Source organism: Klebsiella sp. R390 (assembly GCF_051131745.1).
Taxonomy (GTDB): domain Bacteria; phylum Pseudomonadota; class Gammaproteobacteria; order Enterobacterales; family Enterobacteriaceae; genus Klebsiella.
Genome location: NZ_CP180445.1, coordinates 955,899 through 970,788 on the forward strand (window position 1 = coordinate 955,899; position 14,890 = coordinate 970,788).

The window sequence follows — 14,890 nt, forward strand, 5'->3', positions numbered from 1 at the left end:
TAGGACCGGGATATGATTATTCACCATGCTATCCGCTTTAAAAATAATTCATGCTGTAAAGTGGTTATCTTTATTATTTTTGTTCTACACTTTTCTTGAATGACCACTGGCAAAAGGATTACGATCACATTGCCCTAAATCAAATTATATTTAGTTATTTGGCTAGCCGCAGGATGACGATTGTTCATAGAATAGCGTCGCTTTATTTTTATCTTCATCCTTTGCGTCGATAAATAAAGATCGGCACGAGAACTCGTGCTCGTTTACATTATTTTTTTGAGGTGGTTATGTTTAGAAAATTAGCAGCGGAATGCTTTGGGACATTCTGGCTTGTGTTTGGCGGTTGCGGTAGCGCCGTTCTCGCAGCAGCCTTCCCGGAACTGGGAATTGGTTTTGCTGGCGTCGCACTGGCCTTCGGTTTAACCGTATTAACCATGGCGTATGCTGTTGGTCATATTTCCGGCGGTCACTTCAACCCGGCGGTCACCTTAGGTCTGTGGGCCGGCGGTCGTTTCCCGGCGAAAGACGTGATTGGTTATATTATCGCTCAGGTGGTTGGCGGTATCATTGCGGCAGCCGTCCTGTATGTCGTTGCCAGCGGTAAAGCCGGCTTTGATGTTGCTGCCAGCGGTTTCGCTTCGAACGGTTTCGGCGAACATTCACCGGGCGGCTACTCCATGCTTTCCGCGATTGTTATCGAAATCGTCCTGACCTGCGGCTTCCTGCTGGTCATTCATGGCGCAACGGATAAAAATGCACCGGCCGGCTTCGCACCTATCGCGATTGGTCTGGCGCTGACCTTAATCCACCTGATCAGCATCCCGGTCACCAACACCTCCGTTAACCCGGCGCGTAGCACCGCGGTAGCTATCTTCCAGGGCGGTTGGGCGCTGCAGCAGCTGTGGCTGTTCTGGGTGATGCCAATCATCGGCGGTATTCTGGGTGGCGTACTGTATCGTACTCTGCTGGAAAAACGCGATTAATCACCAGATTGATTTCCTGAGAGGCCCGGCAATGCCGGGCTTTTCTTTTTTTTGACGCATCTTTACTCGGTTCGGTGATTTGGGTAGTGTCAGGGGCGCTATTCTCACTCTGCAAGGACCAGACCGTTCATGTTTTCGGGATTATTAATCATTCTTCTGCCGCTGGTTATCGGCTACCTTATTCCTCTGCGTCACCCCTCGGCACTGAAACTGATTACACGGTTGTTGAGCTGGATTGTTTACGTCATCCTCTTTTTCATGGGGATTAGCCTCGCCTTCCTCGATAATTTATCCAGCAATTTGCTGTCGATTCTTCATTATGCTGCGGTCAGCGTTGTGGTGATCCTGCTGTGTAATATTGCGGCACTGCTGTGGCTGGAACAGAAAATGCCGTGGCGCCACCCGCATCGCCAGGAGAAATTACCGTCCCGGATCGCAATGGCAATGGAATCCCTGCAACTGTGCGGCGTGGTGCTTATTGGCTTCCTCGTTGGTCTGAGCGGTTTGTCATTTTTACAGCACGCTATCGAGGCCAGCGAATATACGCTGATCTTCCTGCTGTTCCTGATTGGTATTCAGCTACGAAATAATGGAATGACCTTGCGCCAGATAGTGCTTAACCGCCGCGGTATGATTGTGGCGGTGGTGGTGGCGGCCAGTTCAATGATCGGCGGCATCATTAATGCCTTTATTCTCGACCTGCCGCTGAAAACCGGCCTGGCGATGGCCTCCGGCTTCGGCTGGTATTCACTCTCCGGGATCCTGTTAACCGAATCCTACGGCCCGGTGATCGGCAGCGCGGCTTTCTTTAACGATCTCGCCCGCGAACTGTTGGCCATTATGCTGATCCCAGGTCTGGTACGTCGCAGTCGCTCAACGGCATTAGGACTATGCGGCGCCACCTCAATGGACTTCACCCTGCCGGTACTGCAACGTTCCGCGGGCGTCGATATCGTCCCTGCCGCCATCGTTCACGGGTTTGTACTCAGCCTGCTGGTGCCGGTGCTGATCGCCCTTTTCTCCGCCTGATCTCGTGTTGCTCGCGGCTGACCACGCCTGTTATCCCCTGGATACACGGCGTGGTTTTCAGACCGCCACGATGACTTTCCGCCGCCAGACCCCGGCAAATTTGCGTTAAATCAATCTCCCTTTAAATTGTATTAGAAATACCTTTTATCCCTTCGGTGACAGGCATAACCTTAAACATGTATCTAAAATATAACTTTAAAAGGTGTGACCATGTTTTGTGTGCAATGTGAACAAACCATCCGTACTCCGGCAGGGAACGGCTGCTCTTACGCGCAGGGTATGTGCGGTAAAACAGCAGAAACCTCCGATCTCCAGGATCTGCTGATTGCCTCTTTACAAGGCCTGTCCGCATGGGCGTTGAAGGCGCGTGAATATGGCATCATCGATCATGATATTGATAACTTTGCCCCACGGGCATTTTTCTCCACCCTGACCAACGTCAACTTCGATTCCCCACGAATCATTGGCTATGCGCGCGAGGCTATCGCCATGCGTGAAGCGCTCAAAGCGCAGTGCCAGCAAATTGTGCACGGTGTCAGCGTCGACAACCCGATGGCCGATCTGCAACTGGTCAGCGATGACCTCGGAGACCTGCAGCGCCAGGCAGCGGAATTTACCCCAAACAAAGACAAAGCGGCGATTGGCGAGAACATTCTCGGCCTGCGCCTGCTGTGCCTGTACGGCCTGAAAGGCGCGGCAGCCTATATGGAACACGCCCACGTTCTCGGCCAGTACGACAACGATGTTTACGCCCAGTACCATAAAATTATGGCGTGGCTCGGTACCTGGCCTGCCGATCTGGACGCGCTGCTGGCGTGTTCGATGGAAATTGGCCAGATGAACTTCAAAGTGATGAGCATTCTGGATGCCGGTGAAACCACTAAATACGGCCACCCGACCCCGACTCAGGTCAACGTGAAAGCAACGGAAGGTAAGTGCATCCTGATTTCCGGTCATGACCTGAAAGACCTGTACAACTTACTGGAACAGACCGACGGCACCGGCGTTAACGTCTACACCCACGGCGAGATGCTGCCGGCTCACGGTTACCCTGAACTGCGCAAATTCAAACATCTGATCGGTAACTACGGCAGCGGCTGGCAGAATCAGCAGGTCGAATTCGCGCGCTTCCCTGGGCCTATCGTGATGACCTCCAACTGCATCATCGACCCAACCGTAGGCGCCTACGATGACCGTATCTGGACCCGCAGCATCGTCGGCTGGCCGGGCGTGAGCCATCTTGAAGGCGACGACTTTGCACCGGTTATCACGCAGGCACAGCAAATGGCCGGCTTCCCGTACAGCGAAATTCCCCACCTGATTACCGTCGGCTTTGGCCGTCAGACTCTGCTGGGTGCCGCGGACACGCTGATTGACCTGGTGAGCCGCGAAAAACTGCGCCACATCTTCCTGGTCGGCGGCTGTGACGGCGCGCGCGGCGAACGTAACTACTTTACCGATTTCGCCACCAGCGTCCCTGACGACTGCCTGATCCTGACCCTGGCCTGCGGTAAATACCGCTTCAATAAACTGGATTTCGGCGATATCGAAGGGCTGCCACGTCTGGTGGATGCCGGTCAGTGCAACGACGCCTACTCGGCGATTATTCTGGCGGTCACCCTGGCCGAAAAACTGGGCTGCGGCGTCAACGACCTGCCGCTGTCGCTGGTGCTTTCCTGGTTTGAGCAGAAAGCCATTGTCATCCTGCTGACCCTGCTGTCGCTGGGCGTGAAGAATATCGTCACCGGGCCAACCGCGCCGGGCTTCTTCACCCCTGACCTGCTGGCCATTCTCAATGAGAAATTCGGTCTGCGTTCGGTCACCACCGTCGAACAAGATATGCAGCAGTTGCTGAGCGCGTAAGGAGTTAAGCCATGACCATGCCAACCCATCAGTGCCCGTGGCGGATGCAGGTTCATCACATTCATCAGGAGACGCCGGATGTGTGGACCATCTCGCTGCTGTGCCACGACTACTACCCGTATCGTGCCGGGCAGTACGCTCTGGTCAGCGTGCGCCAGTCGGCGGACACCCTGCGCGCCTACACCCTCTCTTCAACGCCGGGAGTGAGCGAATACATTACGCTGACCGTTCGCCGTATTGACGATGGTACCGGCTCACAGTGGCTGACCCGCGACCTGAAACGCGGCGACTACCTCTGGTTGTCAGATGCGATGGGTGATTTTACCTGTGACGATAAAGCGGATGACAAGTTCCTGATGCTGGCGGCCGGCTGTGGCGTAACGCCGATCATGTCGATGCGTCGCTGGCTGGCAACCTATCGTCCGCAAGCTGATGTGCAGGTGATTTTCAATGTCCGCTCGCCGCAGGATGTGATTTTTGCCGACGAGTGGCGTCAGTATCCGTTGACGCTGGTCGCAGAAAACAACGCCACCCACGGTTTTGTCTCCGGTCGCCTGACGACGGCGTTACTGCAAAGCGTACCAGACCTCGCTTCGCGCACCGTGATGACCTGTGGACCGGCGCCTTACATGGAATGGGTTGAACGAGAAGTGAAAGCGCTGGGCGTGACGCGGTTTTATAAAGAGAAGTTCTTTACGCCGGTGGCGGAGGCCGCCAGCGAGGGACTGAAGTTTACGAAGCTACAGCCGGCGATGTCATTTTATGCACCGGTCGGCACCACGCTGCTGGAGGCCATGGAGAGCAACCGCGTCCCGGTTGTCGCCGCCTGCCGCGCGGGCGTTTGCGGCTGCTGCAAAACCAAAGTGGTCTCCGGAGATTACACGGTCAACAGCACCATGACGCTAAGCGACACAGAAATCGCTGAGGGCTACGTGCTGGCGTGCTCCTGCCACCCGCAGGGCGACCTGGTCCTGGCGTAATCCCGTGCTCTTATCCGGCCTGTGCCAGCCGCGGCAGGCCGGATAAATCGTTGACGTCACACCCACCATTTATTAGCGCCAGGCCGAATTTCCCACCACCGAATAACGTCCCGCCCCAAGACAGGCAATCGCCAGTGCGCTGATAAAGAAATAGACCAGACTTTCAATCGCCCAGGCCCCCACAGCATCCAGCATAAAGGTTTTGCCAGTCCCCACCATCAGCCATGCCACTACCATGGTAAACGCCAGCACCAGCGCCGCCGGACGCGTCAGGATCCCGAGAATCAGCAGGCACGGTACCACCACTTCCCCCACCAGCACACCATACGCAATAAACCCCGGTAATCCTTTGGCGACCAGCATGGCGCTGATCCCGCCCACGCCATCAAACAGCTTATGCAACCCGTGAAAAAGCATCAGCCCGCCGACGGCAAGTCGTAACAAGAGTTTGCCGGCATCCTCATGCGATAGCATTTTATTAACAGCATTTAACAGTGATTTAACCATTTGAAATGATTCCTGTTTACCATTTTGCGTGTTCACAGAGTATGCGGAATTTGTGCGGAATAACACCAGCGGAAAATGAGGGGGATCAGGGCGCAGAACGGTCAGTTTCATCTAAGCTTGTAAGCGTTATCACAAAAAGGAGATGGAGAACCATGAAACAGACCGTGGCGGCATACATAGCAAAAACCCTTGAACAGGCTGGCGTCAAACGTATTTGGGGCGTCACCGGCGACTCCCTCAATGGACTGAGCGACAGTCTGAATCGAATGGGTACCATCGCCTGGATGCCCACCCGTCATGAAGAAGTTGCTGCTTTTGCCGCGGGTGCAGAAGCGCAGCTCACCGGCGAACTGGCGGTGTGCGCCGGCTCCTGCGGACCCGGCAATCTCCATCTGATTAACGGCCTCTTTGACTGCCATCGCAATCACGTCCCGGTGCTGGCGATTGCCGCCCATATTCCCTCCAGTGAAATCGGCAGCGGCTATTTTCAGGAAACCCATCCGCAGGAGCTGTTTCGCGAATGCAGCCATTATTGCGAGCTGGTCTCGACGCCGGAGCAGATCCCGCAGGTGCTGGCCATCGCTATGCGCAAAGCGGTGATCAATCGCGGCGTTTCGGTGGTGGTGCTACCCGGCGATGTTGCCCTGAAAGCGGCGCCGGAAAGTGCCAGCACCCATTGGTATCCGGCACCGCTCCCGCAGGTGATCCCTGCGGAAGAGGAGATCAAAAAGCTGGCTCAGGTGCTGCGCTATTCCAGTAACATCGCACTCATGTGCGGCAGCGGCTGCGCCGGGGCACACGCCGAACTGCTGGCGCTGGCGGAAAAATTAAAAGCCCCTATTGTCCACGCCCTGCGCGGAAAAGAGCATGTTGAGTACGATAACCCCTATGATGTCGGGATGACCGGGCTGATTGGCTTCTCCTCCGGTTTCCATACCATGATGAACGCCGATACCCTGCTGCTGCTCGGCACACAGTTCCCTTATCGCCCCTTCTACCCCACCGACGCCAAAATTATCCAGATAGATATCAACCCCGGCAGCATCGGCGCCCACAGTAAGATCGATATGGCGCTGGTGGGCGATATTAAATCTACCCTCAGCGCGCTGCTGCCGCACCTGGAGGAGAAAACCGACCGTCAGTTCCTCAATACCGCCCTTGAACACTATCGCGACGCGCGTAAGGGCCTCGACGATCTGGCGAAGCCGAGCGAAAAAGCGATCCATCCGCAGTACCTGGCGCAGCAGATCAGTCATTTCGCCGCCGACGACGCCATTTTCACCTGCGATGTCGGGACACCCACCGTCTGGGCCGCGCGCTATCTGAAAATGAACGGCAAGCGCCGGCTGATCGGCTCATTTACCCACGGCTCAATGGCCAACGCGATGCCGCAGGCGATTGGGGCCAAAGCCACAGCGCCGGAACGTCAGGTGGTGGCCATGTGCGGCGATGGCGGCTTTAGCATGCTGATGGGCGACTTCCTCTCGCTGGCGCAAATGAAGCTGCCGGTAAAAATTGTCATCTTCAACAACAGCGTGCTGGGCTTCGTGGCGATGGAAATGAAAGCCGGGGGTTATCTGACCGACGGTACCGAACTGCACGACACCAACTTCGCGCGCATTGCCGAAGCCTGCGGGATCACCGGGATCCGGGTCGAGAAAGCCAGCGAGGTCGATGCGGCCTTGCAGACCGCCTTCAGTACCGATGGCCCGGTGCTGGTTGATGTCGTTGTCGCCAAAGAGGAGCTGGCGATTCCACCGCAGATCAAACTGGAACAGGCCAAAGGTTTCAGCCTGTATATGCTGCGAGCCATCATCAGCGGACGCGGTGATGAAGTGATCGAACTGGCGAAAACCAACTGGCTCAGGTAAAACAGTCTTTTGGTTTATCCCCACCATCATGCCTGACATCGCCATGTGGTAAGCCTGATAACGCCGACGACAGCCGCAAGGGTGTCGTCGGCGTCAATGAAGGCGCCCGCAGCGAATCCCTGCAGGATGAGCACCCAGAAGGAAATGCCGTGATAGATTTACGCAGTGATACCGTAACCCGTCCAGGACTCGCCATGCGAGAAGCGATGATGGCCGCACCGGTCGGAGACGATGTTTATGGTGACGACCCAACCGTGAATGAACTCCAGCGTTATGCTGCCGAACTTGCCGGCAAAGAGGCTGCGCTGTTCCTGCCGACCGGTACCCAGGCCAATCTCGTTGGTCTGCTCAGCCATTGCCAACGTGGCGAGGAATATATCGTCGGCCAGGGCGCGCACAACTACCTGTATGAAGCGGGCGGCGCGGCGGTCCTCGGCAGCATTCAGCCGCAGCCCATTGACGCCGCGGCCGACGGCTCGTTACCGCTGGATAAAGTCGCGGCAAAAATTAAGCCTGACGATATTCACTTTGCCCCGACCCGTCTGCTCAGCCTGGAAAACACCCACAACGGGAAAGTGCTGCCGCGCGACTACCTGAAATCCGCCTGGGAATTCACCCGTGAACACAACCTGGCGCTGCACGTCGACGGCGCGCGCATCTTCAACGCGGTGGTCGAATACGGCTGCGAGCTGCGCGACATCACGCAATATTGTGACTCGTTCACCATCTGTCTCTCCAAAGGGCTAGGCACGCCGGTCGGATCGCTGCTGGTGGGGAGCCATGACTATATTCGTCGCGCCACCCGCTGGCGGAAAATGGTCGGCGGCGGGATGCGTCAGGCCGGCATTCTGGCGGCGGCGGGCCTGTATGCCCTGCAAAACAACGTGCAACGACTTAAAGAAGATCATGACAATGCGGCATGGATGGCCGGGCAGCTCAGCGCCATTGGCGCCGACGTCACGCGCCATGACACCAACATGCTGTTTGTCCGCGTGGGCGAAGAGCATGCGCAGGCATTAGGCGCGTTTATGCAGGAACGTGGTGTCCTGATTAACGCCTCGCCGATAGTGCGTCTGGTCATGCATCTCGACGTTAATCGCCAGCAGCTCACGGATGTCGTGAGCCACTGGCAGGCATTTTTGCAACGCTAAGGAGTCGGCGTGTCGCAACGAATTCTGGTGCTCGGCGCCAGCGGTTATATCGGCCAGCATCTGGTAGAGGCGCTCAGTCAGCAAGGTTACCCGGTCCTGGCGGCGGCACGCCATATCGACAGGCTACAGAGGCTGAACCTGCCTGGCGTCAGCTGCTTCTCACTCGACCTGAATCAGCCGCAGGGACTCGCTTCCCTGCTGGCACAGGCGGATACCGTTTACTATCTGGTGCACGGGATGGGCGAAGGCGGCGATTTTATTGCCCATGAGCGCCGGGTGGCGCTGAATGTTCGTGATGCCCTGCGCGCCACGCCGGTCAGCCAGCTGATTTTTCTCAGCTCCCTGCAGGCGCCGGAAGCGGAGCAGTCGGATCATCTGCGCGCCCGGCAAATCACGGCCGATATTCTGCGCGAGTCCGGGGTGCCGATCACCGAGCTACGCGCCGGCATTATCATCGGCGCCGGCTCCGCCGCGTTCGAAGTGATGCGCGATATGGTCTATAACCTACCGATCCTGACGCCGCCGCGCTGGGTACGCTCGCGCACGACGCCGATCGCGCTAGAAAACCTGCTCTACTATCTGGTACAGCTGCTCCGCCATCCAACCAGCGACCATCGCGTGCTGGAGGCCGCAGGCCCGGAAATTTTAAGCTACCAACAGCAGTTCAGGCGTTTTATGGCGGTAAGCGGTAAGCACCGCCTGCTTATCCCGATCCCCTTCCCGACCCGCTGGATTTCCGTGTGGTTTCTCAACGTCATCACCTCCGTTCCCCCCACCATCGCCCGAGCTTTAATTCAGGGGCTGAAACACGATTTGCTCGCCGACGATCGCGCCCTGCGCACGCTGATCCCGCAGCCATTGATCTCCTTCGATGAGGCCGTGCGCCGGACCCTGAAAGAGGAACAGCAACTCGCGAACTCCAGCGACTGGGGCTATGACGCCCAGGCCTTTGCCCGTTGGCGGCCGGAATATGGCTACTACCCGAAACAGGCGGGCTGCACCGTTCGTACCCATGCCAGTGCGGCAGTCATCTGGCAGGTCGTCAATCAAATTGGCGGCAAAGAAGGCTACTTCTTTGGCAATATCCTGTGGAAGATCCGCGGCGCTATGGACCTGCTGGTGGGCCATCGGCTGGCAAAAGGCCGCCCGGAAAGGGCCGAACTGCGCACCGGCGATAGCGTTGACAGCTGGAAGGTGATTATCGTCGAACCGGAAAAGCAGCTAACCTTATTATTTGGTATGAAAGCGCCGGGGCTGGGCCGCTTGAGCTTTACCCTCAGCGACCAGGGCGACCACCGGACCCTGGATGTGCGGGCGTGGTGGCATCCGCATGGGATGCCTGGGCTGTTCTACTGGCTACTGATGATCCCTGCGCATCTGTTTATCTTTCGCGGCATGGCGCGTCGTATTATCCGGCTGGCAGAACAAATCACAGACAAATAGGCAGTATGTATTGGATTCTTTCATCATTCTCATTGCATCATGAGGAGAATCACGGAAAAATGCGCACGAAATTCTTTTCTGGGACAGTAGGTTGATATGAAGGTACTGGTTACCGGTGCGACCAGCGGATTAGGCCGCAACGCGGTGGAATATCTGCGTAACAAAGGCATCAGCGTCAGAGCGACCGGGCGGAATGAAGCGATGGGTCGTCTGCTGAGCAAAATGGGCGCCGAGTTTGTGCCGGCAGATTTAACCGAGCTGGTGTCTTCTCAGGCCAAAGTGATGCTCGCCGGTATTGACACCTTGTGGCACTGCTCAAGCTTTACCTCGCCCTGGGGCACCCAGCAAGCCTTCGACCTTGCGAATGTTCGGGCCACCCGCCGCCTTGGCGAATGGGCCGTCGCCTGGGGAGTACGCAATTTCGTGCACATCTCCTCGCCGTCGCTGTACTTCGACTATCACCATCACCGTGCCGTACAAGAAGACTTTCGTCCCCAGCGTTTTGCCAATGAGTTTGCCCGCAGCAAAGCCGCCAGTGAAGAGGTCATCAACCTGCTGGCGCAGGCCAACCCTAACACCCGGTTTACGATTCTGCGCCCGCAAAGCCTGTTTGGCGCTCATGATAAAGTGTTTATTCCGCGCCTGGCGCAGATGATGCAGCACTATGGCAGCGTCCTGCTGCCTCGCGGCGGCAATGCGCTGGTGGATATGACCTATTACGAAAACGCCGTACATGCCATGTGGCTTGCCAGCCAGCCGCACTGCGACCATCTGCCTTCCGCCCGGGCGTGGAACATCACCAATGGTGAACCGCGTCCGCTGCATACCATCGTGCAAAAGCTGATTGATGAGCTGGGGATCAAATGCCGGATTCGCTCGGTGCCCTACCCGATGCTGGATATCATCGCCCGCAGCATGGAGCACTTTGGCAATAAGTCCGCCAAAGAGCCGGCCTTTACCCACTACGGCGTCTCTAAGCTGAACTTTGATTTTACCCTTGATATCACCCGCGCTCAGGAAGAGCTGGGTTATCAGCCGGTGGTGACGCTGGATGACGGGATTGTCCGTACCGCGGCCTGGCTTAAAGACCACGGTAAATTACACCGCTGACCGCGCACTATCCCTGACCGTATTTCTCCAGCAGCGCTTCGGCAATAGCCTGGGTTTCGGCGTCGGCGACGCCGTCCCAGCGGGCCGGACGGAAATGCATCTGAAAGACCATGATCACGCGTTTTTGCTGCGCGGGCGTCATCTCCGGGGTCACCTGATAGCCGTAACGGGCCAGTAAATCCAGGAGTTCAGCACTATCGACAGGTTCATTTGACGGACGGCCGTGCAGGTAGAAGTTCACCCGGTCAGCGTCCGGCCAGGCGCCGATCCCCTGCTGCGCCAGCTGCCGCCACGGGAACAGCGGTCCGGGGTCGTCTTTGCGTTGCGGGGCAATATCGGCATGGGCAACCACATTCTGGGGGCTGATATGATAGCGAGAGATAATATCTTTCGCGAGTGGAATAAGCGCATTAATTTGCGCCGGATTAAACGGCGTAAAGCTTTTTACCCCAGCGGTCTGCTGCCAGCCGCGGTTTTCCAGCTCAATGCCGATAGAAGTATCGTTAATCCGCGTACTCCCACGCCAGAAGCTCACTCCCGCATGCCAGGCTAAATCTTCTTCGGGTACCAACTGCCAGATGCGCGGCTTACCTTGATACCGCGGTGGCTGTTGGGGAATTAAATAATGAGAACTGACCTGCTCGTCGGTTAAGGTCGCCAGCGAAACGTCAAAATCATCTGCGGTATAGTGGATAACCAGCACCTTCACTCGCGGATAAGCGGCCTGTGCCGGGTGGCGCGTATCCAGCTGATAACCGTCGCGGTCGATAATCCCTTTCTCAGTGCTACAGCCAGCGAGCAGCAACAGCAGAAGCGCGATAAGCCCGGAACGTTTCATCAAGAGGCGAACGCCCCGCTTACAGTAGATAAAGCCATCAGTCAGATCCTTCATGTCAACAAGCGGCCGCCCAATGCAGATTCATAATGCGGCTTAACGCATAATAGACCATCCCCCTGGCGATGTCTTCCGACAGCTTTTTGGTTTTACATACGACAATTTATATAAGATAAATTTATACTATCTTTCGTTAAAAACGAGCATAAGTAGAGTCTCAACACCTTCCAGCAGAAATGACAACGCAAATCAATGCCCTGAAGTCATCTTTTCCTTATGAGTTCACAAGTTAGAGGTCATATTTTTGTAGTATTTAGCTTGAAAAAAAAATTCACTTGATTCAATCTGGTGCCGCTCATTGGTTAGTTAAAACAAGAGCATGATGATAGCAAGTTAAACAATGGAGATTAAAAATATGAAATATGCAGCTTTAGTGGCAGGTGCAGCATTGTTTTTAACCGCAAACGCATTCTCGGCAGAAATCTTATCTAAAGAAGATTTCGCGAAAGTGCAAACCCAGTATCAGAAAGTGGGTACTATTTCCTCTACAGGCCAGACCGCTCCGAGCGATGCGCGTGCAGAGCTGCTGAAAAAAGCTGAAGAAAAAGGCGCGGATGTTGTGGTTCTGTCTTCTGGCAACACCGACAAGAAACTTCACGTTTCTGCCAATATTTATAAGAAAAAATAATTAGTTTTGATTTCTGAAGGAGCATTATCATCGACCGGTGATAATGTTCCATCTGCTGTTCTGCCAGGATTTATTTTTAGATAGTATTTTAATTTACAAACCCTTCAATTTATTATCAAATGCCCACCTCCGCACAATAATCATTCCCATACCCAGGTCATTATTTTTAAGCATCTACGAAATTATTCTTTTATCGCTGAGGGCGACATTGTTTTGCAAAAGAATCCCTTCCGGAGAAAGAAGTGTTGACTATACTTAGCGGGTATAAAAACGAGACATAAATTAACACATTGCAGGTGGCAAATGAAAAAAGTCGCATTACTTATCTCTGGATTGATCTGTTCCAGTTTTTCGCACGCCAGTGCGCTCTATTTTTATGAAATAGGCACTGAAGATGTTGGCCTTGCTGGTGCAGGACAGGCCGCGCGCGCGCAGGACGCTTCCACTATCGTCACCAACCCTGCCGGGATGACCCGTCTGCCGGATCATATGTTCACCGGGGGCATGCAGGTGATGGGCGGCGATATTTCCTATCAGTTAAAAGATGATGGCAGAAGCAGTCCGGGAAATGTGATGAACCTGTTTCCCAATGCCAGTGGTTTCTATTCGCAAAAAATTAATGATGATTTATACGCTGGTATCGGTTTATACGGCAACTACGGCTTAGGTATCGATTTTGGCGACTGGGCCGGCGACCGCTTGATTAAAAAGAGCACCATGGTGGCGATGACCTTGAGCCCGTCGCTGGCCTATAAGCTCAACGACCGGCTATCTATCGGCGCCTCCGCCAACCTGAACTACGGCTATCTCTCGCTGACCCGTAATGTTGATGGCAGCGATCAGAAAGACAAAGATTACGACTGGGCCATGAGCTACCGCCTGGGTCTGCTGATGCAGTTAACGGAACAAACCCGCGCCGGGATTACCTGGAACAGTAAGACCGATTACAACTTTAATATCGATGGTAAAGCCCGTCTCCCCAATCTGCCGAATACCTCTTATGACTTGCCAATTTCAGCGCAGGTGCGTGCTCCCCAGCAAATTATGCTGAGCCTTGTGCATGATATTAATAAACAGTGGTCGGTGATGGGCGATCTCGGCTGGCAGGACTGGAGCCAGTTTGGCAGCCCGCAAATTACCGTCGCAGGTCGGGAAAGCGATAAACAAAACCGGCTAAAAGACTCCTGGCATACTGCGCTCGGCGTTCAGTATCGACCAACCGAGCAGTGGCGTCTGAACGCCGGCGTGGGCTTCGACAGCACGGTCTACAATTCACAAAGTGATGTTGCGCTGTCGATGCCGACGGGTGACGAATGGCGCTTTGCCACCGGTGCGCAATACCAACTGACGCCTGCCAGCAATATTGGCGTGGCGGTATCTTATCTGCATATGCAGTCGGGGCATGTGAAAACGCCAGAGATTATCGCCGGCGATTATGACCATCCCTACCTGTGGTTTGCGAGCATGAACTACAGCTATCAGTTTTAATCCACAACCGAGCCTGGGGTGTTCACCGCACCAGGCTCTGCTGTCTTCCGGCTAGATCAGTTTGAATAAAAAGCGTACCGGCTTAATTTGTAAAATATCCTGCCAGATTTTATGTAAATCAATCACGCCAGCCAGACCGAGTAATGCCAGGGTAATAAAAACGGTGGCGACGGTAATGACCAGCATCAGACGGATCATATTGCGCTGCATTTTGTCCTGCTGCTGCGAGCGGCGCTCGTCTTTTTCAAACTCGACCAGGGTGGTGATGGCGTTGCCCTGAACGGTATAACGCTGGTGTTCAACCGCCAGATCCCCTGACAGCACCAGGGATTCAATCAACAGCGTGACTTTATATCTGAACTGCTCATTGCGAATATGCTTGTACCACAGCTTGCCATACAGAAGCTCAATCACTTCATCAATGGTGATACCTGCGACAGGTCTCGACGGGCGGCGCTTCACAAACTCGTTGACGATCAGGCCGAGTAAAAAAACGCGTTCCCGGCTCTTTAATTCACGTTCTCTGAAGAAGGTGGAAACCAGCGCGCCTTTCCCGCGCAGGAGAAACGTTTTGATATCGATAAGGTGTAAATAGTGATTAATGGCATAAACAAATATAGAGTTAAGCGTTATTTTGCCATATTTTTTATAGCTGACGATTTCACTTTCCATCTCCAGTAATTGCGCCAGCGAAAATTTATTTCGTAGCTCGCTGTCAGCTGGCTGGGGATCTAAATACTCGAGGGTAACGTGACGGCCATTAAACCTGGCCAGGCGATAGCGGCATCGACTGACATCAGCAAAATAGACGGCGTAATAGTCATATGGATCGCCAGCAGTATCATTTTTTTTAATGAAATATGGCAAAAACTTCACCCAGAGCTTAGCCTTAGCACTCGCTAGTATATTTTTAATCATTGTCAACCTAACATAGATATTTGT

13 protein-coding genes are annotated in these 14,890 nt (G+C 54.7%); 10 read left to right on the plus strand and 3 right to left on the minus strand.

Annotated elements, in window-relative coordinates; translation table 11 throughout:
- The first annotated feature begins 287 nt into the window (after nucleotides 1-287).
- From aqpZ to hcr, 4 genes are all read left to right on the plus strand, one after another.
- Nucleotides 288-983: an aquaporin Z gene (gene aqpZ / locus ACMYSP_RS04395; RefSeq protein ID WP_123756140.1), complete on the plus strand. Its 696-nt coding sequence runs from the start codon at nucleotides 288-290 to the stop codon at nucleotides 981-983.
- 129 nt (nucleotides 984-1,112) lie between these two features.
- Complete coding sequence (locus tag ACMYSP_RS04400) at nucleotides 1,113-2,012, plus strand: lysine exporter LysO family protein (RefSeq protein WP_434585744.1); 900 nt, start codon at nucleotides 1,113-1,115, stop codon at nucleotides 2,010-2,012.
- A 210-nt stretch (nucleotides 2,013-2,222) separates the two neighbouring features.
- On the plus strand, nucleotides 2,223-3,875 hold the full coding sequence (gene hcp / locus ACMYSP_RS04405; RefSeq protein WP_434585745.1) for a hydroxylamine reductase: 1,653 nt from the start codon (nucleotides 2,223-2,225) through the stop codon (nucleotides 3,873-3,875).
- A gap of 11 nt (nucleotides 3,876-3,886) precedes the next feature.
- Nucleotides 3,887-4,855 (plus strand): NADH oxidoreductase, encoded by a 969-nt coding sequence (gene hcr / locus ACMYSP_RS04410; RefSeq protein WP_434585746.1) that lies wholly within the window; start codon nucleotides 3,887-3,889, stop codon nucleotides 4,853-4,855.
- 72 nt (nucleotides 4,856-4,927) lie between these two features.
- On the opposite strand, the gene ACMYSP_RS04415 is transcribed toward hcr, so the two are convergent.
- A complete protein-coding gene (locus tag ACMYSP_RS04415) occupies nucleotides 4,928-5,362 on the minus strand; it encodes a DoxX family protein (RefSeq protein ID WP_434585747.1) in 435 nt (144 codons plus the stop codon).
- A gap of 152 nt (nucleotides 5,363-5,514) precedes the next feature.
- On the opposite strand from ACMYSP_RS04415, the gene poxB reads away from it, so the two are divergent.
- The 4 genes from poxB (at nucleotide 5,515) to ACMYSP_RS04435 (ending at nucleotide 10,937) form a co-directional block, all read left to right on the plus strand.
- On the plus strand, nucleotides 5,515-7,233 hold the full coding sequence (gene poxB / locus ACMYSP_RS04420; protein WP_434585748.1) for a ubiquinone-dependent pyruvate dehydrogenase: 1,719 nt from the start codon (nucleotides 5,515-5,517) through the stop codon (nucleotides 7,231-7,233).
- A gap of 149 nt (nucleotides 7,234-7,382) precedes the next feature.
- Nucleotides 7,383-8,384 carry a low-specificity L-threonine aldolase gene (gene ltaE / locus ACMYSP_RS04425; RefSeq protein WP_434585749.1) on the plus strand — a complete coding sequence of 334 codons (1,002 nt, stop codon included), beginning with the start codon at nucleotides 7,383-7,385 and terminating at the stop codon, nucleotides 8,382-8,384.
- Between the two features lie 9 nt (nucleotides 8,385-8,393).
- Complete coding sequence (locus ACMYSP_RS04430; RefSeq protein WP_434585750.1) at nucleotides 8,394-9,827, plus strand: DUF2867 domain-containing protein; 1,434 nt, start codon at nucleotides 8,394-8,396, stop codon at nucleotides 9,825-9,827.
- A 96-nt stretch (nucleotides 9,828-9,923) separates the two neighbouring features.
- On the plus strand, nucleotides 9,924-10,937 hold the full coding sequence (locus ACMYSP_RS04435) for an NAD-dependent epimerase/dehydratase family protein (RefSeq protein WP_123756132.1): 1,014 nt from the start codon (nucleotides 9,924-9,926) through the stop codon (nucleotides 10,935-10,937).
- 7 nt (nucleotides 10,938-10,944) lie between these two features.
- Here ACMYSP_RS04435 and ACMYSP_RS04440 read toward each other — a convergent pair whose 3' ends face one another.
- A complete protein-coding gene (locus tag ACMYSP_RS04440; protein WP_434587010.1) occupies nucleotides 10,945-11,775 on the minus strand; it encodes an N-acetylmuramoyl-L-alanine amidase in 831 nt (276 codons plus the stop codon).
- A gap of 412 nt (nucleotides 11,776-12,187) precedes the next feature.
- On the opposite strand from ACMYSP_RS04440, the gene yahO reads away from it, so the two are divergent.
- Both yahO and ACMYSP_RS04450 read left to right on the plus strand, forming a co-directional pair.
- Entirely contained in the window at nucleotides 12,188-12,460 is a 273-nt protein-coding gene (gene yahO / locus ACMYSP_RS04445; RefSeq protein ID WP_004859987.1) for a DUF1471 family periplasmic protein YahO, read from the plus strand.
- A 303-nt stretch (nucleotides 12,461-12,763) separates the two neighbouring features.
- Nucleotides 12,764-13,948 carry an OmpP1/FadL family transporter gene (locus tag ACMYSP_RS04450; RefSeq protein WP_434585751.1) on the plus strand — a complete coding sequence of 395 codons (1,185 nt, stop codon included), beginning with the start codon at nucleotides 12,764-12,766 and terminating at the stop codon, nucleotides 13,946-13,948.
- A gap of 51 nt (nucleotides 13,949-13,999) precedes the next feature.
- Here the strand turns inward: ACMYSP_RS04450 and ACMYSP_RS04455 are convergent, their stop codons facing one another.
- Nucleotides 14,000-14,815 carry a hypothetical protein gene (locus tag ACMYSP_RS04455; protein ID WP_434585752.1) on the minus strand — a complete coding sequence of 272 codons (816 nt, stop codon included), beginning with the start codon at nucleotides 14,813-14,815 and terminating at the stop codon, nucleotides 14,000-14,002.
- Nucleotides 14,816-14,890 lie beyond the last annotated feature (75 nt).